We start from the raw sequence: 19,115 nt of genomic DNA, 5'->3' as shown, positions 1-19,115 counted from the left end.
TAAACTGACATGCTGATAACTGCCGCGAACTGACCGTTCATCCAATCCAAAAAGCTCCATCCAAAACCGCATGTTTCGACCCCTCCGCCAAATGCTAGCCTTGTTCTCGCCCGCCGAACGCGTGCGCTTCGCCGGCGTGCTGGCGGCCATGTTCACCATGGGCATCATGCAAATGGCCGGCGTCGGCGTGATCCTGCCTTTCGTCTCGTTGCTGTCGAACCCGGAACACGTTCACACCAACGCCGCGCTCGACTGGCTCTATACCGTGCTGGGTTTCGCGTCGGTCAATGGCTTTCTAATCCTCATCGGCAGCGTACTACTCGCGATCCTTGTTCTTAGTAATGTTGTCACTGCGCTTACCATCTGGTTGATGACGCGTTTTTCCTGGGGCGTACAGCGACGTATCTCGGCGCGCCTGCTGGAAGGCTACCTGAACCAGCCCTACGAGACTTTCCTCAACCGCAATTCCGCGGAGACCGGCAAGAACATCCTCATCGAATCCCAGCAGTTCGCTAACGGCGTCCTCATGCCAGCGCTTAAGGCGCTGGCCTTTGGTATCACCGCGGCGATGATCGTCGGTTTTCTCTTCTGGCTGGAACCGCTACTGGCGTTAGCCGTAACACTCATCTTCGGCTGCGCTTATCTGCTGGTTTATCTTACTATTCGACGCGTGTTGCTGCGTACCGGACGAACACGAATGGCAGCGAACACCGAGCGGTTCAAGGCCGTGGGTGAGGCGTTTGGCAGCGTCAAGGAAGTGAAGGTGCTTAATCGGGAAGCCCACTTCATCCATCGCTACGACCCTGCCGCAAGGACATTTGCCAACGCCATGGCCAAAAGTCAAGTGTTGGCTCAAGTCCCGCGCTATGCCATCGAAGGCTTGGCGTTCGGCATTGTCATGGCTGCCATGCTTTACCTGCTGGCCAGTGGCCAGGGGCTGCAATCAGCACTACCGCTGGCCAGCGCGTTTGTTGTGGCCGGCTATCGCCTGTTGCCGGCGCTGCAGAATATCTATCAAGGCTTTGCGCAGTGGCGGTTCAATCAATCCGTGCTGGACACTCTGCAGAAGGACTTGACCGCGCATCAGCCGCCTGCGCAAGCGGCTAGCGGACCTTCGCAGACGCTGCCCGAATCCAATGTCGCTACCAGCCCTCACGAACCGGTAAAACTGGTCTTCGACCAAACAATCCAGTTGCGTAATCTTACTTATCACTATCCCAATACCAGCGCGCCGTCGCTCGACGCCATCACCCTGACTATCCCGTGCAACAGTTTTGTCGCGCTCACTGGCCAAACCGGCGCCGGCAAGACAACCCTGGCCGATATCATTCTGGGCCTGCTTGAACCCAGCGCCGGCGAAATACTTATCGACGGCACCGTGCTGACTGGAAAAAATCGCAGCCAGTGGCAGGCCAATCTCGGCTATGTCCCGCAAGATATTTACCTGACCGATAGCACCATCTCCAGCAACATTGCCTATGGTCTTGCGGAAGCCGAAATCGACCATAGCGCCGTCGAACGCGCCGCGCGCATCGCAAATATCCACGAGTTTATTACTAACAAGTTGCCGGACGGCTACGACACCATCGTCGGAGAACGCGGGGTTCGCGTTTCCGGCGGTCAACGTCAGCGCATCGGTATTGCCCGCGCGTTGTATCACGATCCGGCCGTTATCGTGCTGGATGAGGCCACGTCCGCGCTGGACAACGAAACCGAGCTTCGTATCGTCAACGAACTCGATGCCATGCGCGGCGGTCGTACGCTCATTGTCATTGCCCATCGCCTGACCACGGTTCAGAAATGTCACGAAGTATTCATGCTCCACGACGGCCGAATCGCCGCCCGCGGCAGTTACGACGAGCTTATTCGGCAGAGCGCGGAATTCGGGAATCTTGCGCAGGCTGATAATTCTGCAGCAGTGGCTCGTTAGAATCTTCGGCGTGATTGATTCATGCACAATGCAAGACCTGACCCCGTCGGTTTCTGACCCCGTCGGTTTCCGCGGAAAGTGGCTTAGACACGGGGCGAACGAGAATTAGCGAGCAGGTTTATTGATGCCTATTTTTACGAAAGGTAATAAAAGCGTTCTTTTTATTCACATACCTAAGTCGGCAGGATCGAGTGTTGAAAAAATCGCGGCTTATGCCGGCTGGACTGAGAGCTTCTCGATTCGTGGGCGGTCGCTGCGAGAGATACCATATTGCAGAGCTAGCTTTCAGCATTTGCATGCGGCACCGTTAGGCGAACTATTCAGATTCGATAAATTCGACGCTGTTTTTACAATAGTTAGAAATCCTTTCGACCGCGTTAAGTCGGAATACTACTGGCAGCGAGTTCAAGGGTTGACACACCTCAGTGTTGCGGAGTGGGTTGGTGATAGGTTTTCAAGGTATCAGGATAATCCCTTTCTATGCGACAACCATATCCGGCCACAGATTGAGTTTGTACCCAACGGGGTACATGTAGATATTTTCAAACTTGAAGATAAAGGGGTGGAAGGCGCGTGCCAAATCTTCGGTTCGCGTCGTGCCGGCGGCCTGGGTAATTTGAAAAATCTCAAGCACGCTTTGACACGTCGTCGGCCGAGAGAGACCTTCGAGAAAAAGTCTTGCAAGAACTCGGCGACTGAGGCTGATTTTGAAAAATGCTATAAGGACATAGTCAAGTTTTACCGGTCAGACTTTGATGCGTTTTCATATCAAGTTCGGGAGATTTAGTACGAAACTAATCAAGCGATAAGTGCAATGACTAGTTGCGCCCGAGAGTGTCTAACTCGTCGCTTTGGGTCACCCTTGCTGCTTGCGAACGACTACTACTCACGGACCAAAGAATACTATGCGATTGTGGTTTCGACTCGCCGCTTGGTTCTGAAGTCGTTAAGTTTCTTAATCTAACCTATTATGTTTGTGCGGCCTCGCCTAAGCTCTGGCTGAGCCGCGTTTGCTACGAAACGATCTTCTCGGCGGTAGAAAAAAGAAGTGCTGTTGTGGTGAACCGTTCAGTTTTGACCGATCCGCACAAGAATAACGCTCTTTTTCGTTTTTCGGAGTAAGTTTAACTGCGGCGAGTTTGTTGGCCTCGTGCCAAGCACTTGCCTTACGGAGGGCATGTCTCAGCCGTCGGCCTCTCGAAATCATCGGCCGAGCCGCTTCGGCCAGCGAGTAACGTTGTGAATATTCTGATGGTCATTATAGGTGGCACAAGTCGGCAGATCGTCACTTAAACATCTAGGCGGATTATCTAGGATCTAGGTGACCGAATCCCGCGTAATCTGTATTCTGAGCTAATCTGGTCAAAGACGTCTGTAATTTTATAAATAATAGTTGGTTGTTTATCACAGTTCTGGAATGAGCAGCATGATATCGATCGCGATGGCAACTTTTAACGGGCAACGCTATCTCTATAACCAGTTGGATAGTCTCGCTCGACAGACTTTGAAGCCGAAGGAGGTAGTAATCTGCGATGATGGCTCAACCGACCGCACATTAGAAATCGTAGAAGATTTTAAGAGGAAATCGGAATTTAAGGTTCGTGTATATCAAAATGAAAAACGTCTTGGTTACGCGGATAATTTCCTTAAGGCGGCAAGTCTGTGTACAGGGGACTGGATCGGGTTTTGCGATCAAGATGACGTTTGGGCGCTAGAGAAACTGGAAATCGTTTCCGAGTACATTCGGAAAAACCCGTCGGCAGTGCTGATCGCACATCCGGCCGAGTTGGTCAACTACGATTTGACGCGCACAGGAGATTTTGCCTGGGCATCGGAGTATGTTGTTTACCCACGATTGACAATGCCGTTTTTTCAGAGCGGTATGGGGTGTGGTCAGGTTTTCAGGGCGTTTTTAGTCAAGGATGTGCCGTACAGCCGTCGTTTTCCAGCTAGCCGCAAAACTAACGATGTTGTACCTCACGACGATTGGATATTGAGGCTGTCGCAGTGTATTGGCTCGGCTTGCTATATTCCTGAGGCGCTGGTCAAAAGGCGCCGTCATTCAGAATCGGCGACAGCAGAGAATAAGCCGCCGGCGTCGGCTCAACCCGGAAAAGGTTATTTAAAAGGGAGGCTTCGGAAGAGAATCTCCGCTGACGTCTTGCTCTACCACTCGAAGTTTTTGCAGAACCGAGCTATCGCCCTTGGTCTGCTTTTAGATGCGTCTTCTCCGGCACTTCTCGAGGAGCTGCGTTCGGCGAAATGCTATTACGAGAGATCAGCGACTATTATGGCGGAGCGCGCTAATCTACGCCGCTCGAAACTTCATCGGCGAGTCGCCATACTCCTACGACTCGTATTGAGTCGTGAGTACTGGCGAGCTGGGACGGCTATCGGGGGGTGGCGATCCGCCGGACGCGATGCACTTGAGGTGTTCACGTGGCGAAGGTAACGCGGGATCACTTATGTAAATTACTTTTGGCCGCCAAGGGGTTATGACAACAGGTGCTTTTTGGCGTCAAGTTCGTCGGGGCAATTACGATTGAGGAAATAGCGTGTTGCCGAGGGCGTGATGGTCAAGCCTAGGTAATTAGTTGGGCTCACTGCCGAGTGAAGTTTGTAGAGGTTAGCGATGCTATTTCGCTGCTGAAAAAAACGATACGGTTCAAGCGCGAACGTCACGTCGGCATGTCGTTGTCTGAGCGCTGCGGCGTCGAGCCCAAGGCCGCGTACTCGTGTTTCGGCCTGCTAGAGATGACCGAAGCGCTAAGTCCACGAGGCCGCGATCTTCCAGGCCTGCTGGACTTGGGTTGCTCTCACAATTGGGCCTGCTGGAATCTCGATCGCGATGAGCTAAATGTATATTAGCAACATGGGGACGTGCACAGCCGTATAGATAGTTGCGCAGTCGGGCGGGTGCGAAGTCTCGTCAACCGAGTTGCCGCGTTGTCTTGACGCGGTCCACGATGAGCTAGAGGCTCGGCGCGTGGGCCGGCCCCAGTACCAGAGCGCGCTAAAAGCGTATTGTCGAGAACACGTAAGAGCAAGCGTTACCTGCTGGTGTCTCGGTCGCGGTGATTCACGATTATGTGCTTTAGTGTGCTTTTCTTAATATTTGTCAAGAGTGGAATATAGTTACCACGATGATCCATAACAAGCTAGTTAGCGTGATTATACCGACGTATAACAGAGCAGCTTTGCTCCGGCGGGCATTAAACTCCGTTTTCAATCAAACTTATCGGCCGATCGAGGTCGTAATTGTAGATGACGGTTCTACTGACGATACGACTCGCATCGTCGAAGATTGGCGGCTTGGTAAAGAAAATAGTGATTTCACCGTAATATTCATTTCCCAGCGCAATAAAGGCGCTCCAGCAGCGCGAAACTTAGGTTATACGAGTTCGCGCGGCGATTATATCCAATTTTTCGATTCCGATGACGTCCTGGTAGAGGAGAAAATTGAAGCCCAAGTGCTCGCTTTGCAATTACATAAAAGTGCTTCTTTTGCGTGGTCGGGATGTGTCACTCAGCGCGGGGCGCCGCGTACGCATTTGTTTCGCGTGGGCCCTGAGAGATGGAAATTTTCGCGAACGAAGCCTACTGAGGGTTTCCGTGTTCCGATTGCTACTGGGATTTTTAGACGAGGTGCGTGTGATCAAATTGGCTTATGGACAGAGTCGTTACGGCGTCACCAGGATTGGGAGTATGGTGTACGGTACTTAGCCTCGGGCGCTAAATCGGTTTCTAGCGATCAGGTTGGTTATATCACTATGGCGCATAACGGCGGCCGAATTGATGATCTGGATTCTAATACATTTGACAGAATTGGATATCTAGAGGCCGCGTGCTCTTCGGCCGAGGAGAAGTCAAATGGGCCGGGGTGTTCGGCGGCAAAAATTAGAATTGCTCAATATTATTCTGTTGCGATGATTCAATCGCTTCTATCAGGCCACCGGTTATCTGCCCGCCGGTTTCTCACTAAGATACGACGACTGCTGCCCGTAAAAACAGTGGTTCGAGCGAAAAACGAGCTGCTATATATTGGAGTTGTATTGCTCGGGGCCAGATTCTGCCGCTTTGTCGTGCGACATTTTGTTTCTAACGGTAGCCGCATTTTCCTTAAAAAGTTCGACAGTTAGGTTGTCGTTCTTTTTAACGTACCGAATGAACGGGTCAAACTCGTATTCCAACTTCGCTTTAGTGACACCCGACGGGCGTTAGATGCGTGATTGCCGTCAGATCTTTGTTTTTGTGCGCGAGTAAGGTCGTTATGGATACGCGGTTAGACTTTAGATTAAAAGTCACTTCGATAAGAGTTCCAGTATTTTGATGCGACCCTTTTCCTCTGAAGAAGTTATCAGGTCATGTTTAACCCTCTAGGTTTGCACGTATTCAGGGAATTACGCTGATGTCGAGACGTGATGATGCGCCTGATGGCGTGGTAATTCATGTGCTTACGTCACTCCATTTTGGGGGTGTTGAGAAGCATATGGAAATACTGGCGCGAAATGCGTTCTTGAGTGTGTATGATCATCGATTCTGCGCAATTGGGGAGGGGAGCCACGTAGCAGCTAGATTAGAAAGCATTCCGGTTCGAGTGACTTGCCTCAGGCTTTCATGCAAGATCCCCAACCCGCGCGCGGTATATCAGCTATGGCGAATGTTTAAACGGGAGAGTCCCTTAATAGTGCATACGCACGGTGCCGAAGCGAATTTCCACGCCCTTATTGCGGCATGGTTCGCCAAGGTTCCGGTTCGGGTTGGAGAAGAGATTGGTATCCCGAGGCATGGAAGGCGTGCTAGATGGGTATTTAAACAGGTATTTCGCTGTGCACACAGAGTCGTAGGTATATCAAACGCGGTGGTCAACTGGCTGGTAGTTCATGATGAGGTTCCCAGTGAGAAGGCTGTGCGTATTTATAACCCAGTTGAATTCCCTCCTCATATGCCTGGCCAATCTAACCATAGAGATGGACGCTTTCGTTTAGGTTACGTAGGGCGTCTTGAATCGGTTAAAAATCCAGAAGCCCTTATTCGGGCGACGGGGATTCTTCGAGATCGCGGGATACCAGCGGAAGCATGGCTGGTTGGGGATGGAAGTTTGGCGTCAAGTCTCACTGAATTAGCGAATGACTTAGAGATTGCTGACTACATTCATTTTTTAGGTTACCAAGAAAGCCCATTCGCAAAAATTTCGATGTGCCATCTGTATGTGCAGCCGTCGATTTCAGAGGGTTTCGGACTCGCCCTCGTAGAGGCGATGGGCTGTGCAGTGCCTGTGCTCGCTACATCGGCGGGCGGGGCGCCAGAGATTATTACGCATGATCGTACAGGTTGGTTGATCGAAAAGACCGACGCGAGTGCGCTAGCAGCGGAGCTCCAGCGGATTTGGGCCAACCGCGCTGTATTGCCTGACATAGGGCATGCCGGTCGCGACGCAGTGCTTAGTCGTTTTTTGCCTGAGAACTATGTGCGTGATTTAGACCGCTTTTACTCGGCAATCTCGCACGAGTCGCTAGATCAATGATTGGGCTTTCTAATCGTGATATCGAATTCGCTGCTCCGCTTTGGGTGGATAAAATTGTGCGATCTGTCATTCGAGCGAAAAATCCGCTTACTACGCAAAATCGTGCTGAGCGTGTTATCTTTATCCGTATCGTTAAAACGCGGGTCGATCAATATGGAAGGCGGTTTTGGGTGAGCGTGGCCGCCATATTCCGCTGCGTAGGTATTTCCGCATACGAACCACAATTGACTGAAGAGTGCTTTGAGTTTGCGGGCGTTAGAAATCTAGTCGACCGATTTGTGTCTGCGTTTAATGGACTCAAGGGGTCTGCTCGCTATTCCGACGACTATAGCAAGTTCGTACGGCGGCAGATCGGCCCGCTTTTGTCGGCAGAAGACTTCGGCCAATGGATCGCAAGCTCGCCCTTGAATACACGTAAGTTCTTAGTTGGTTGCATTTTTGGTCCAGTATAAATTGGTGAGTGTCCAAAAGGTCGAACTTGACGAAGTCTTATACTTCGAAACCCTGCCGTATGATTGGCCAAGGTTTGTTGAACGTCACAGCTTGCCTCGCGATTTGCCGCTCATTGGCAAAAGAGTGTCCGACTCCGCTCAGAATTCGGATTCCTTGAACTCATCCTTGTACTACATCTATCATAAGAATTTCGATCGTTTTGAAATACAGGGGCACGACATGAGGGCGAAGCATGTCGACTTTAAAGGTTTTAGCGAATTCTGATGGGCAAGATTCGCGTCCTGCATTGCCTCGAGACCGTGGGGTCCGGGGGGGTCGAACAAACTAGGTTATCTTTGGCGCAGAATCTCGATCCAACAATCTATGAGCAACAACTTGTATGTACCAAAGCCGTCGGGTCACTGCCCGAGCTGTTTTCGTACGTTGGATGCGAGATTCATCAAGTTGGCGAATTTAGAGGGATTTTTGATCTTAGGCCATATAAAGCGACGCTAGGGATTGTCCGCAAATTTCGGCCTCATATTATTCATGGCGCAGTGTTTGAAGGTTTAGCTCAAGCGGCCGTGACGGGCGTTCTTGGCCGAGTACCGGTGATTATCGGCGAAGAAACTAGCGATCCACAGAATCGGAGGTGGACCGGGCGGTTATTGAATCGCGCGTTCGCTGGGCTCTGCCACCATATGGTAGGTGTTTCTCCTGCTGTTGTTGACTATTTAGAGAAAAAGATTTTTGTCCCGAAGAATAAAGTCACACTAATTAATAATGGGGTTGCTCAGAGGCCGGGCGTTAGTCTCACAGATCTCGGCGCGATTCGACAACGATTAATGTTGCCGGCCGATGCCTTCGTAATAGGGACGGTGGGTCGATTGTTCGATAGCCACAAACGTACCAGTGATCTGATCAAAGCAATGCCTTTAATTGTTCACGAGGCTCCTGGCGCGAAGCTTCTTATTGTTGGTTCTGGCCCGGACGAAGAGGCTTTGCACAATCTGGCTAGCAAGCTAGGTGTGGAGCAGAGCGTGATCTTCGCCGGTTATCAAGGAGATCCACAGGCTTTCTATCAGTTAATGGACGTGTTCGCGTTGGCGTCCGTCCGTGAGGCCTTCGGGCTGGTTCTGGTCGAGGCGATGTTTGCCGAGCTTCCTGTTGTGGCGACGCATGTGGGCGGTATTCCAGACGTGGTTAAAGATGGTGATACAGGGTACCTGGTTGAGCCTAGCCGGCCGGACGACCTAGCAAGCGCAATACTTAATCTAGTCCACGATACGAAGAAGAGGCGTTCGATGGGCCAGAACGGGCGCAAACGTGCGATGGCGCGGTTTAGCGCTAAGCGCTACGTCGATGAGGTTGATCGGCTTTACCGACGTTTGCTTTTCGAGCGCAAAGTTATATGAATATTTTATTTGTTAGTTGGGACGGCCCGCAAGTCTCATATTTAGAGGGGTTATTTTTGCCCATATTCGGCTGTCTAGCGGCTGAAGGTTGGAAATTCCACGTCGTGCAGTTTACTTGGAGCAGCCCTGAACGTCTCCAGAAAACTCGTGACGCATGCGAAGTAATGAATATACCGTATCGTTCAATTGGCGTGTGGCGTAGGCCAGTGTCGCTTGGGTCGTTGCTTACAGCGCTATACGGAATCAAGTTTATTCGTAAAGCGATTCGAGACTGGCAGATTGATGTAGTCATGCCGCGCAGTACGCTACCAGCGCTTTCCTGTATGTGGGCGTTAAAGAGTACGGCGTTGCCGATGCTGTTCGACGCTGACGGTTTACCGTTGGATGAGAGGGTTGATTTCGCCGGGCTGTCTTCGAATGGTATGGTTTATCGTTTTTTGCGGGATGTCGAGGCTCAGGCTGTGCGCCAGTCCGAATCAGTGCTGACTCGTACCCGCGCAGCAGCCGATATCCTTTTAGCAAGGGCGGGGCCAGGTACACCTGTTGAGCGGTTCCATGTTGTGGGGAATGGTCGGGATACACAGCGGTTTACTCTCATTGAATCGGGTGTTAGGTCCGAAGTTCGTGCCGAGTTGGGAGTAAGAGAGGATTCACCGCTGATCTTATATGTTGGTTCTCTTGGAGATCAATATTGCTTAGAGGAAATGATATCGGTATTTCACGATATTTTTCAAAGGCGATCGGATGCTTATTTTTTGATTCTAACTGAGTCGGTAGAGATAGCTTGCTCGGCGGTGGCAAAGCACTCGGAGGTGGCGCATCGGATAGTTGTTCGGTCGGCGTCTCCCGCCGATGTTCCTATGTATATCTCGAGTGCTGATTTGGGGCTTGCTTTTCGTCGCCCCACATTTTCAATGCAAGGCGTTGCGCCTGTTAAATTAGGGGAATATCTGCTGTGCGGCGTGCCGGTACTAGCTACGGCGGGAGTAGGAGATACGTCTGGGATTTCCCCTGACGTAGGGTTGCTGCTTCACGAATTCGGTTTTGAAACGCGTCAGGCGGCGGCAGTCTGGTTCACGGACCAAGTACTGCCATCTCGAGAGCGGTTTCGCTCACGGTGCCGAGAGATTGGCATTAAGCACCACTCGTTGGAATCAACGGTGAATTTGTATTCCCATGCACTACAGGGTCTGCGCCGTTGAAGGTGACGTTACTTTCTAAATACAGTCGCTTGGGCGCCAGCAGTAGATTGCGCTCGCTCCAGTTTTGCGGATTTCTTCACGACGTGGGGCTCGAGATAACAGTGCGTCCTCTCTTTAGTAATTTTTATCTGGAAAACTTGTATGCGGGGAAGGGTCGCTCGATCTCTGCGGTGGCGCGCTGTTATGCCGCGCGTGCTAGGTGTTTACGCGAAGCGTCCGGTTCCGATCTGCTATGGGTAGAGAAGGAAGCTCTTCCGTTTATACCCTATAGGCTCGAGCGGGCACTAATGCCGAAAAATGTGCCCTACGTCGTCGATTACGATGACGCGGTGTTCCACAACTACGATAGTTCGCGACATGCGCTAGTCCGGAAGTCGCTGGGCCACAAGATAGATCGCGTTATGGCCGGTGCTGCGACTGTGATTTGCGGCAACCGGTATCTAGCGGCGCGCGCCACCCGTGCAGGCGCCAGGCATATCCGGCATATACCGACAGTGGTGGATGCCGCCCGATACATGCCGGTACCCAATGCGGGAAATGTCCGCCCCGTGATCGGTTGGATCGGTTCCCCCTCGACTCAGAAATACGTCTTAGCGCTGCGGGCAGTATTCGAAAGACTGTACCAGACTCATCCTATCCGCTTGGTTTTAGTGGGCGCTCGCCCGGAGCTGGCGCAACAGTTCGGACCAGTGCCTGTTGAGGTGTTGCCATGGGCCGAGGATACGGAAGCTCACCACGTTGCTAGCTTCGATATCGGAATCATGCCGCTGCCGGACAAGCCGTGGGAGCGCGGCAAGTGCGGCTATAAACTAATTCAGTATATGGCCTGCGCCAAACCGGTGGTGGCCTCGCCGGTCGGTGTGAATACCGAGATCGTGGAAGGTTGGGATTGCGGGCTGTTGGCGGAAGGCGATAATCAGTGGTTCGTTGCGCTTGATCGCCTGCTGAGTCAGACGGGGGGGCGTGTCGAGTTTGGCAGGCGTGGGCGGCTAGCGGTGGAAAGCCACTACTCTCTGCAGGCGCAGGCGCCAAATTTGGCTTGTATCCTCCGTAATGCTGCCGGGATGGTGGAGTAGCCTCCATCCGTCTTGCAAAGAAATTGAAGGTAGACTTTCCTTCAATTCCCGCTGTGAATATGGGCGAAAACCGTTTTTATGATCGCTTACTGGATTGTATATTTTAGTGCAGTATTGCTTGCGCTCACGAGGTTGCGTGTTTCGCAGCTTGGATGGGCGCTGATCGGTGCCGCCCTGGCGTGTTTTGTTGGACTGCGCTATCAGGTGGGTGCCGACTGGTATAGATATCTCTTCTATCTGGAAAATGTGAACGGGCTTCCGTTCTATCGGGCGCTTGAGTTGAAGGACCCGGGTTACCAAGCTCTCAACTGGGTGTCTGCGTTGCTCGGGCTGGACGTCTGGTTCGTTAACCTCGTCGCAGCCGGCGTTTTCGTATACGGCCTTATCCGCTTTGTTCAGTTGTTGCCGGACCCGCGAATAGCTCTGGCTGTTTCCATCCCTTACATGATAACCGTGATGGCGATGGGGTATACGCGACAGGCCATGGCCTTTGGTTTTGTGCTTTGGGGGCTAACATATCTGATACGGCGGCGGCTTGTTCGGTTTGTTGTGTTGCTCGCGATCGGGGCGACAATTCATAAGTCGGCCGTTATCCTGGTTCCACTAGCCGTCTTGGCGAACACCAAGGACCGGACATGGTCGATCGTATGGGTCGGTGCGACTGGCCTGATATTGTTCGCGCTGCTGTTGCAGGAACACGTCGATGCGCTCTACCAGCAGTATGTGATCTCCGATTACGCTGAAGCCGCCCAGGGCGGTCCGATTCGCGCGATGATGAACGCGTTGCCGGCGGCAACGTTCATTCTGTTCCGTAAGCGCTTTGTTATGAGACCGGAGGAACGCGCGCTCTGGTTTTGGGTCTCGGTACTGTGCCTCGCTTGTGTACCACTCTTGGCAGTATCGGCGACCGCCGTCGATCGGGTTGCACTCTATCTAATGCCGATTCAGCTCGTTGTAGCGAGTTACTTGCCCGAATTCTTTAGCCGAAAGGATCGAATACTTCCTCGTATCGGTTTGCTCGGACTATATGGCGCCGTTATGTTCGTGTGGCTCAACTACGCGGGACACAGTGATGCGTGGCTACCTTATCAGTTCTGGCCGACAGCTTGATTGTGGTGGGCAAAGATCACACGTTTTGCTTGGTCGATTTTTAGTCGTTGTAGCACGCGAGCGTACGGTTGTTGATTTCGGTGTCGCTGAACCGCTCGATCGCAATCTGCCTGGAGCGCTCCTGCAACTCATAGAGTGTTTCCCATGAGCTATCTAGGATCTTTCGCAAGGCGCCGGCTAATTGGTCAGGATTGCTTGGCTTGATGTAGTAGCCGTTGCTGCCGTTCTCGACAATGTCTTCACAGGCCGGAATTGTCGTCGTGATCAAAGCGCAACCAGCCGCTGCCGCTTCGATTAAAACCTTCGGCGTGCCCTCTCGATAATAGGTCGGCAACACGACTATGTCTGTCGCCGCTAACAGTTCAGGCATGTCATCCTGATGACCTAGATACCGGTGTAGAGTACTGACTGATAAGTCTGCGACTTCTTGTTCGCTAAGTGAAGACGGGTTGCCGGGGTAAGGTTTGCCGGCAATACGACTATCGAATTTGTATCCTTGTTCTCGAAGCGTGGCCGTAGCTTGCAGATAATCGCGAATGCCCTTTTCCGCGATCAGACGACCGCAGAATAGAAGGCGGCGCTTATCATTCGTGGATGGCTTGCGGTTCATTGGATGGAAAGCTTCGCAATCCACACCGGAGCCGCGAATCACGCGGGTGCGCTCGCGGGGTATTAAGCCATTGTCTATGAACTCGGTGCGGTCAAACTCGTTCTGGAATATCAGTTGGGCTTTGGACACCTTCAAGCCCAGCTTAAGAGCAATCAGCACAAGATTTTTGAGTAGGCGTACGGTGGCGCGCTGTGAGGTGAACAGATAGCCCATGCCGGTAAGCGCGCCCACTATACGAGCACGCGGAACGAACGGCGCCGCCAAACAGCCGTAGAGCACACATTTGAGCGTGAACAAGTGGATGACGTCGGGCCGGACTTTGCGACATTCTCGGATCAGTCGGTAAAGCGCCCAGGCTTCCCGGAACGGATTCGCGCCTTTCGTGCTCAAGGGCAGCGTTTTAACGGGCCACTTATGGGATCGCAGGCGTTCGGTGTAGCCGCTGTCGCTACATGCCAGATACGGTATCCAGCCACGTCTTTCAGCTTCCTTGATCAAGTTGAGCCGAAAGTTGAACAGATACCAGTCGGTATTCGCGACATAGAGCACGCGTCGGTCCCGAGACGGCTCTTCCACTGTGCTCATAAATCCGGCTCAGCCCTGCCATCCAGCTCTCGCCTGAGCGCTGTCTTCCAATGTGGAGGTATGTCTACAATGGTGAAAATGCGTTGACAGTTCAGAACGCTATACGCCGGTCGCTTTGCCGGGGTCGGGAAGCCTGCTGTGTCGGTAGGCTCCAGAGCCGACAAGCGCGCTTCAGGTTGTTGTTCTACTAAGTGGCGGCGGATTTCTACAGCGAACTCGTACCAGCTCGCGTCGCCTTTGTTCGTGAAATGGTAGATGCCGCCATTCGCGTTTTTATCGACCACAGCCCAAAGTGCGCTGGCGAGATCGCTTGCGGTGGTCGGCGTGCCGCGTTGGTCATCGACGATATTTAAAGCGTCCCGTTCACGCATCAGACGTTGCATGTTGGTTAGGAAGTTTTTACCGGCTCGACTGTATACCCATGCTGTCCTTACAACGATGGCCTCGCCTTGGGTCGCTTCCATCGCTGCTCGTTCACCTGCGAGCTTGGTTCGGCCATACACGTTGAGTGGATTTGTGTCATCGTCCGGCCGATAGGGACGATTGGCGGTGCCATCGAAAACAAAGTCGGTCGACACATGTAGTAACCGCGCGCCGTTAATATCCGCGGCTTCGGCGAGATGCCGTACTGCGGTTTCATTGACGGCCTTGGCCTGTTCCGGCTCTTCTTCGGCCTTATCCACTGCGGTATAAGCAGCGGCGTTGACTATCCACGCTGGCTGCGACGCGGCCACCGTTTCTTGTACGCGCTTAGGATCGGTTATATCGAGGTCGCGGCTACTCAGTGCGGTGATATGCGCCCAGCTCGGCGGATTTGCCTGCAACGCCTGACCGAGCTGACCGTTGGCGCCGGTGATCAGTATGCGCATGTTTTACTCGAACAAATCGGCGGACGACAATGCCGGTGCATCTCGATCCTTCGGAGAAACGAGGGGCGGCTGTTGCAGGCTGGGCCATTCGATGCCGATCGTGGTGTCGTTCCAAGCGATGCTGCGCTCGCATTCCGGAGCATAGGGCGCATCGACTTTGTAGATCACTTCGGCGGTTTCCGACGTGACTAAAAAGCCGTGGGCAAAGCCTGCCGGCACCCAAAGTTGTCGCGCGTTTTCGGCCGATAAGCGTGTGCCGGTCCATAGGCCGAACGTGGGCGAATTTCGGCGTATATCCACGGCTACGTCGAAGACCTCGCCTTGCACCGCGCGCACAAGCTTGCTTTGTGCGTGGGGGGGCATTTGGTAATGCAGGCCACGCAGCACGCCCTCTGTGGATCGGGAGTGGTTGTCCTGGATGAATTCGATGTCCAGACCAGTAGCCTTTGCAAACGTCGATCGGTTGTAACTTTCCATGAAGAAGCCGCGATCATCGCCATAGCGCTTGGGCGTGAGTATGAGCACGCCTTCCAGGGCGGTGGTCTCTACTTCCATTTTCAGATTGCTCCGCCTTTAGAAGATGCGTTCTTCGAGTATGCGCAACAGGTATTGCCCATATCCATTCTTTTTAAGCGGTTCGGCGAGCTCGCGAACTTGTGCTTCGGAAATATAGCCCGCCCGATACGCCACTTCTTCGGGGCAGGCGATTTTGAGGCCTTGTCGTTTCTCGAGCGTTTCGATGAACGTTGCGGCTTCGAGCAGGCTCTCATGCGTTCCGGTATCGAGCCATGCCATGCCGCGACCCATACGCTGTACACGTAAATCGCCTGCTTCCAGATAAAGACGGTTGAGATCCGTTATTTCGAGTTCGCCTCGATGACTGGGCTCGATCTGCTTGGCCAGATCGACAACACGATTGTCGTAGAAATACAGGCCGGTAATCGCATAACGGGACTTGGGGCGTTCGGGCTTTTCCTCGATCGATCGCGCAGTGCCATTATCGTCAAATTCTACGACGCCGTAGCGGCTGGCATCGTTTACGGGATAAGCAAATACAGTGGCGCCACTGGTTTGATTCGCTGCGTTCCGTAGTAGTGGCTCGAGGTCGTGCCCATAGAAAATATTGTCGCCAAGAACGAGGGCACAGGAGTCGTTCGCAATAAAATCTTCAGCAATGATGAACGCCTGTGCGAGTCCTTCCGGTTCGGGTTGCACCGCGTATGTAAGCTGTAGACCCCATTGGCTGCCGTCGCCAAGCAGCTGTTCAAAGCGTGGCGTATCTTGGGGTGTGGAGATGATCAGGATTTCATCGATGCCGGCGAGCATGAGCGCCGTCAACGGATAGTAGATCATCGGCTTGTCGTAAACCGGCAGTAGCTGTTTCGACACCGCCATCGTGATCGGGTAGAGCCGCGTGCCGCTACCGCCAGCGAGAATAATACCTTTCATTAACTATCCCTTTGCGAGACCCAATCGCTGGCCGTCGTAACCTCGGTCGCGAGCAGTTTTCGCCCATTCGGGGTGGTCGAGGATCCAGCGAATCGTTCGCTTCAGCCCGGATTCCAGCGTTTCTATCGGTCGCCAGCCGAGCTCGTGTTCGATCTTGGATGCGTCGATCGCGTAGCGCTGATCGTGCCCTTTACGATCGTCGACGAATGAAATGAGTGCTTCGCGCGGGCCGATGTTGGCGTCCGGCGCGATAGCGTTCAGTTCGTGGCATATGGTGCGCACGAGTTCGAGATTGGTTCGCTCGTTAAGCCCGCCGATATTGTAGTGTTCTCCGGTTTTGCCTTGTTCGAACACGAGCGCGAGCGCGCGGGCGTGGTCTTCAACGTATAGCCAGTCGCGCACGTTCTGGCCGTCGCCGTACACGGGGAGGGCGCGACCATTCAGCGCATTGAGCACCATGAGCGGAATGAGCTTTTCCGGGAACTGCCAGGGGCCGTAATTGTTGGAGCAGTTCGTGAGTACGGTCGGCACACCGTAGGTGTGTTGCCAGGCGCGTACGAGATGGTCCGACCCTGCCTTGCTGGCGGAATAAGGTGAGTTGGGCGCGTATGGGGTTTTTTCCGTAAATAAGCCTTCGTCGCCTAGCGAGCCGTAAACTTCATCGGTCGAGACGTGATGGAAGCGAAAGCTCTTCTTGCGATTCGACTCAAGCTGTTCGTAGTAAGCCCTTGCTGCTTCGAGCAAATTGAATGTGCCGACGATGTTCGTTTGAATGAAATCTGCCGGCCCGTCGATTGAACGGTCCACATGCGATTCTGCGGCTAGATGAATAATCCCGTCGGGTTGATACTCATTCATCACTCGGTTTATTGCTTCGGCATCGCGGATGTCGACATGTTCAAACGCGTAGCGCGGGCTTTCGGATGCGGCTTCGAGAGCGTCGAGATTGGCGGCGTAGGTCAGGGCATCGATATTGACGACTTCATGTTCTGTTTCTGCGATGAGATGGCGAATGAGCGCCGAGCCGATGAAACCGGCGCCGCCGGTGACGAGTATTTTCATGCGCATTATCGACTGTGTTTTACGAGGCCCGCTTGATTAGCGGCTGACGAGCGTTGCTGTCGACCATTCGTGCTGGCAACGAGGCGCGAGTTTATCAGAGTGCGGATTGACTTGTGGGTTGGCCGAAGCTGGGCGGCCGCGGTATGTCTCCCCGGATTTACGATGATTATTGGGATATCAGGCCCGGCTAGCGGTGGCGTGTCCGTTCATTGCCGCTGGTTGAAACGACGTCCCGGCGCTGGGTCTTGCACACCGGTTTTGTTCGTAAGGCGCGTTTTCTGCCCCAAGGGATATATGCGATGGGTAGCATTCGAATGTAATTGGGAATAGCGGCTAATTCCGCTAGCATCGCGTTCGCATCTGTTCACAAGGGGCTTTGTGGTCCGTTCGAACCGGCTCTTCGTTTTAGGGATAACGCATGGCTGCGGTTGATCATTTCGACGGTTCGGTATCGATTGCCGTCATCGGCTTGGGATATGTGGGCTTGCCCCTGGCCGTCGCCTTCGGCCGGCATTACGACACGCTGGGTTTCGATATCGATGGGCGTCGTATCGAGCAGCTTGCGGACGGCTACGATTTTACGCGCGAGGTCAGCGCGGAGGATCTGCGCAGTTCCGGCGTGCGGTTTTCGGCCGACGCCGAGGCGCTTGCCGACGCGAGTATTTATATCGTGACGGTGCCAACCCCCGTAACGGACTCTAACGTGCCGGACTTTGGCCCATTGATTGCCGCGTCTCGCACGATCGGGCCGTATCTGAAGGCCGGGGATATCGTGGTGTATGAATCCACGGTCTACCCGGGCGCGACCGAAGAGCGCTGTGTGCCGATTCTGGCTTCGCTGTCCGGCCTTGTATTCAACGAGGGCTTTTTCGTGGGTTATAGCCCGGAGCGGGCGAACCCCGGGGATGCGGCGCACGGCTTGGCGAATATCACCAAGGTGGTCTCGGGCTCGACCGATGACGTGGCGGATCGTCTGGTCGCGCTTTACGGCACGATCGTGCCCGCCGGTATTCATCGCGCTTCCAGTATTGCGGTGGCCGAAGCGGCGAAGGTGATCGAGAACGTGCAGCGCGATATCAACGTGGCGCTGGTCAACGAGCTGTCGATGATCTTTACGCGCCTCGGGATCGATACCGAGGAAGTGCTCAAGGCCGCGGGCACCAAGTGGAATTTCCTTCCGTTTCGGCCGGGGCTGGTGGGCGGCCATTGTATTGGCGTGGATCCCTATTATCTGACCTTCAAGGCGCAGTCCGCGGGCTATCACCCGGAGATGATTCTGGCCGGACGGCGGATCAACGACGGCATGGGGCGTTACATCACGAACGAGGTCGTTCGCTTGATGCTTCGCCGCAAGATCCAGGTCCATGGGGCGCGGGTGCTGATGATGGGTATCACCTTCAAGGAGAACTGTCCGGATATTCGCAATACCCGCGTGGTGGATATCGTCCACGAGCTGCAGGCGATGGATGTCGCGGTGGATATCTATGATCCATGGGCGGATGCCGAGAAGGTGGCGCACGAGTATGGCTTGCGTACCGTGGATTCGCCGGCCGCTGGAACGTATGACGCCGCGGTTGTCGCCGTCGCCCACCGCGATTTCCAATCGATGGGGATCGATGCTATCCGTGGCCTGTGCAAGCCGGAGCACATCGTTTACGACGTGAAGTATGCGTTTGGTGCGGATGAGACGGATGGGCGGCTTTAGGTGCGTGGCCTGAGTGACGTCGAAATCGTGCGACGCACCGGCTGTTGCGGTGATTAGCAAAGCAACATAGATGAGCATCAACGATTTCTTGGCTCTTGAGCTGTAGTCACAACGAGACTACTATGAGCCTGGAGCTATTTTTG

General features: G+C 53.6%; 16 protein-coding genes. 11 read left to right on the top strand and 5 right to left on the bottom strand.

The features are described from left to right. Nucleotides 1-100 precede the first annotated feature (100 nt). The 10 genes from T5B8_RS17555 (at nt 101) to T5B8_RS17510 (ending at nt 12,692) form a co-directional block, all read left to right on the top strand. Nucleotides 101-1,930, top strand: coding sequence for an ABC transporter ATP-binding protein (locus T5B8_RS17555; protein ID WP_353180666.1), 1,830 nt, complete (start codon nt 101-103; stop codon nt 1,928-1,930). A gap of 124 nt (nt 1,931-2,054) precedes the next feature. Beyond that, complete coding sequence (locus T5B8_RS17550; RefSeq protein WP_353180665.1) at nt 2,055-2,717, top strand: sulfotransferase family 2 domain-containing protein; 663 nt, start codon at nt 2,055-2,057, stop codon at nt 2,715-2,717. 630 nt (nt 2,718-3,347) lie between these two features. After that, the gene (locus tag T5B8_RS17545; RefSeq protein ID WP_353180664.1) at nt 3,348-4,382 is read left to right on the top strand and encodes a glycosyltransferase; all 1,035 of its coding nucleotides are present in this window, start codon (nt 3,348-3,350) and stop codon (nt 4,380-4,382) included. A gap of 715 nt (nt 4,383-5,097) precedes the next feature. Beyond that, a complete protein-coding gene (locus tag T5B8_RS17540) occupies nt 5,098-6,069 on the top strand; it encodes a glycosyltransferase family A protein (RefSeq protein WP_353180663.1) in 972 nt (323 codons plus the stop codon). Nucleotides 6,070-6,338: 269 nt separating this feature from the next. Next, entirely contained in the window at nt 6,339-7,457 is a 1,119-nt protein-coding gene (locus T5B8_RS17535; RefSeq protein WP_353180662.1) for a glycosyltransferase, read from the top strand. Next, on the top strand, nt 7,454-7,909 hold the full coding sequence (locus T5B8_RS17530; RefSeq protein ID WP_353180661.1) for a hypothetical protein: 456 nt from the start codon (nt 7,454-7,456) through the stop codon (nt 7,907-7,909). The genes T5B8_RS17535 and T5B8_RS17530 overlap by 4 nt, the downstream gene beginning before the upstream one ends. A gap of 264 nt (nt 7,910-8,173) precedes the next feature. Continuing rightward, complete coding sequence (locus T5B8_RS17525) at nt 8,174-9,304, top strand: glycosyltransferase (protein ID WP_353180660.1); 1,131 nt, start codon at nt 8,174-8,176, stop codon at nt 9,302-9,304. After that, nucleotides 9,301-10,506, top strand: a complete 1,206-nt coding sequence (locus T5B8_RS17520; RefSeq protein ID WP_353180659.1) for a glycosyltransferase family 4 protein — start codon at nt 9,301-9,303, stop codon at nt 10,504-10,506. The genes T5B8_RS17525 and T5B8_RS17520 overlap by 4 nt, the downstream gene beginning before the upstream one ends. 101 nt (nt 10,507-10,607) lie before the next feature. After that, nucleotides 10,608-11,582 (top strand): glycosyltransferase family 4 protein, encoded by a 975-nt coding sequence (locus T5B8_RS17515; protein ID WP_353180658.1) that lies wholly within the window; start codon nt 10,608-10,610, stop codon nt 11,580-11,582. A 78-nt stretch (nt 11,583-11,660) separates the two neighbouring features. Beyond that, nucleotides 11,661-12,692 carry an EpsG family protein gene (locus T5B8_RS17510; RefSeq protein WP_353180657.1) on the top strand — a complete coding sequence of 344 codons (1,032 nt, stop codon included), beginning with the start codon at nt 11,661-11,663 and terminating at the stop codon, nt 12,690-12,692. Nucleotides 12,693-12,732: 40 nt separating this feature from the next. Here T5B8_RS17510 and T5B8_RS17505 read toward each other — a convergent pair whose 3' ends face one another. The 5 genes from T5B8_RS17505 to rfbB are packed head-to-tail and all read right to left on the bottom strand — an operon-like array spanning nt 12,733 to nt 17,267. Next, the gene (locus T5B8_RS17505) at nt 12,733-13,887 is read right to left on the bottom strand and encodes a glycosyltransferase family 4 protein (RefSeq protein ID WP_353180656.1); all 1,155 of its coding nucleotides are present in this window, start codon (nt 13,885-13,887) and stop codon (nt 12,733-12,735) included. After that, on the bottom strand, nt 13,884-14,756 hold the full coding sequence (gene rfbD, locus T5B8_RS17500; RefSeq protein ID WP_353180655.1) for a dTDP-4-dehydrorhamnose reductase: 873 nt from the start codon (nt 14,754-14,756) through the stop codon (nt 13,884-13,886). Before rfbD ends, T5B8_RS17505 begins: the two co-directional genes overlap by 4 nt. Before the next feature lie 3 nt (nt 14,757-14,759). Beyond that, the gene (rfbC, locus tag T5B8_RS17495; RefSeq protein ID WP_353180654.1) at nt 14,760-15,311 is read right to left on the bottom strand and encodes a dTDP-4-dehydrorhamnose 3,5-epimerase; all 552 of its coding nucleotides are present in this window, start codon (nt 15,309-15,311) and stop codon (nt 14,760-14,762) included. A gap of 18 nt (nt 15,312-15,329) precedes the next feature. Then, nucleotides 15,330-16,205: a glucose-1-phosphate thymidylyltransferase RfbA gene (gene rfbA, locus T5B8_RS17490; protein ID WP_353180653.1), complete on the bottom strand. Its 876-nt coding sequence runs from the start codon at nt 16,203-16,205 to the stop codon at nt 15,330-15,332. A 3-nt stretch (nt 16,206-16,208) separates the two neighbouring features. Beyond that, nucleotides 16,209-17,267 carry a dTDP-glucose 4,6-dehydratase gene (rfbB, locus tag T5B8_RS17485; RefSeq protein ID WP_353180652.1) on the bottom strand — a complete coding sequence of 353 codons (1,059 nt, stop codon included), beginning with the start codon at nt 17,265-17,267 and terminating at the stop codon, nt 16,209-16,211. Between the two features lie 418 nt (nt 17,268-17,685). On the opposite strand from rfbB, the gene T5B8_RS17480 reads away from it, so the two are divergent. Beyond that, on the top strand, nt 17,686-18,972 hold the full coding sequence (locus tag T5B8_RS17480) for a nucleotide sugar dehydrogenase (RefSeq protein ID WP_353180651.1): 1,287 nt from the start codon (nt 17,686-17,688) through the stop codon (nt 18,970-18,972). The last annotated feature ends 143 nt before the right edge of the window (nt 18,973-19,115 follow it).

This window comes from Salinisphaera sp. T5B8 (assembly GCF_040361255.1).
GTDB lineage: Bacteria > Pseudomonadota > Gammaproteobacteria > Nevskiales > Salinisphaeraceae > Salinisphaera.
The sequence above is the reverse complement of the archived record's forward strand: the minus strand, read 5'-3'. Positions and strand labels throughout refer to the sequence as shown.

Excerpts from the sequence above, each read along its gene's own strand:
- T5B8_RS17535 (WP_353180662.1), top strand. The coding sequence starts at position 6,339 with ATGTCGAGACGTGATGATGCGCCTGATGGCGTGGTAATTCATGTGCTT.
- T5B8_RS17480 (WP_353180651.1), top strand. The coding sequence starts at position 17,686 with ATGGCTGCGGTTGATCATTTCGACGGTTCGGTATCGATTGCCGTCATC.
- rfbB (WP_353180652.1), bottom strand. The coding sequence starts at position 17,267 with ATGAAAATACTCGTCACCGGCGGCGCCGGTTTCATCGGCTCGGCGCTC.
- T5B8_RS17530 (WP_353180661.1), top strand. The coding sequence starts at position 7,454 with ATGATTGGGCTTTCTAATCGTGATATCGAATTCGCTGCTCCGCTTTGG.
- T5B8_RS17545 (WP_353180664.1), top strand. The coding sequence starts at position 3,348 with ATGAGCAGCATGATATCGATCGCGATGGCAACTTTTAACGGGCAACGC.
- T5B8_RS17520 (WP_353180659.1), top strand. The coding sequence starts at position 9,301 with ATGAATATTTTATTTGTTAGTTGGGACGGCCCGCAAGTCTCATATTTA.
- rfbD (WP_353180655.1), bottom strand. The coding sequence starts at position 14,756 with ATGCGCATACTGATCACCGGCGCCAACGGTCAGCTCGGTCAGGCGTTG.
- T5B8_RS17525 (WP_353180660.1), top strand. The coding sequence starts at position 8,174 with ATGGGCAAGATTCGCGTCCTGCATTGCCTCGAGACCGTGGGGTCCGGG.
- rfbA (WP_353180653.1), bottom strand. The coding sequence starts at position 16,205 with ATGAAAGGTATTATTCTCGCTGGCGGTAGCGGCACGCGGCTCTACCCG.
- rfbC (WP_353180654.1), bottom strand. The coding sequence starts at position 15,311 with ATGGAAGTAGAGACCACCGCCCTGGAAGGCGTGCTCATACTCACGCCC.
- T5B8_RS17505 (WP_353180656.1), bottom strand. The coding sequence starts at position 13,887 with ATGAGCACAGTGGAAGAGCCGTCTCGGGACCGACGCGTGCTCTATGTC.
- T5B8_RS17550 (WP_353180665.1), top strand. The coding sequence starts at position 2,055 with ATGCCTATTTTTACGAAAGGTAATAAAAGCGTTCTTTTTATTCACATA.
- T5B8_RS17510 (WP_353180657.1), top strand. The coding sequence starts at position 11,661 with ATGATCGCTTACTGGATTGTATATTTTAGTGCAGTATTGCTTGCGCTC.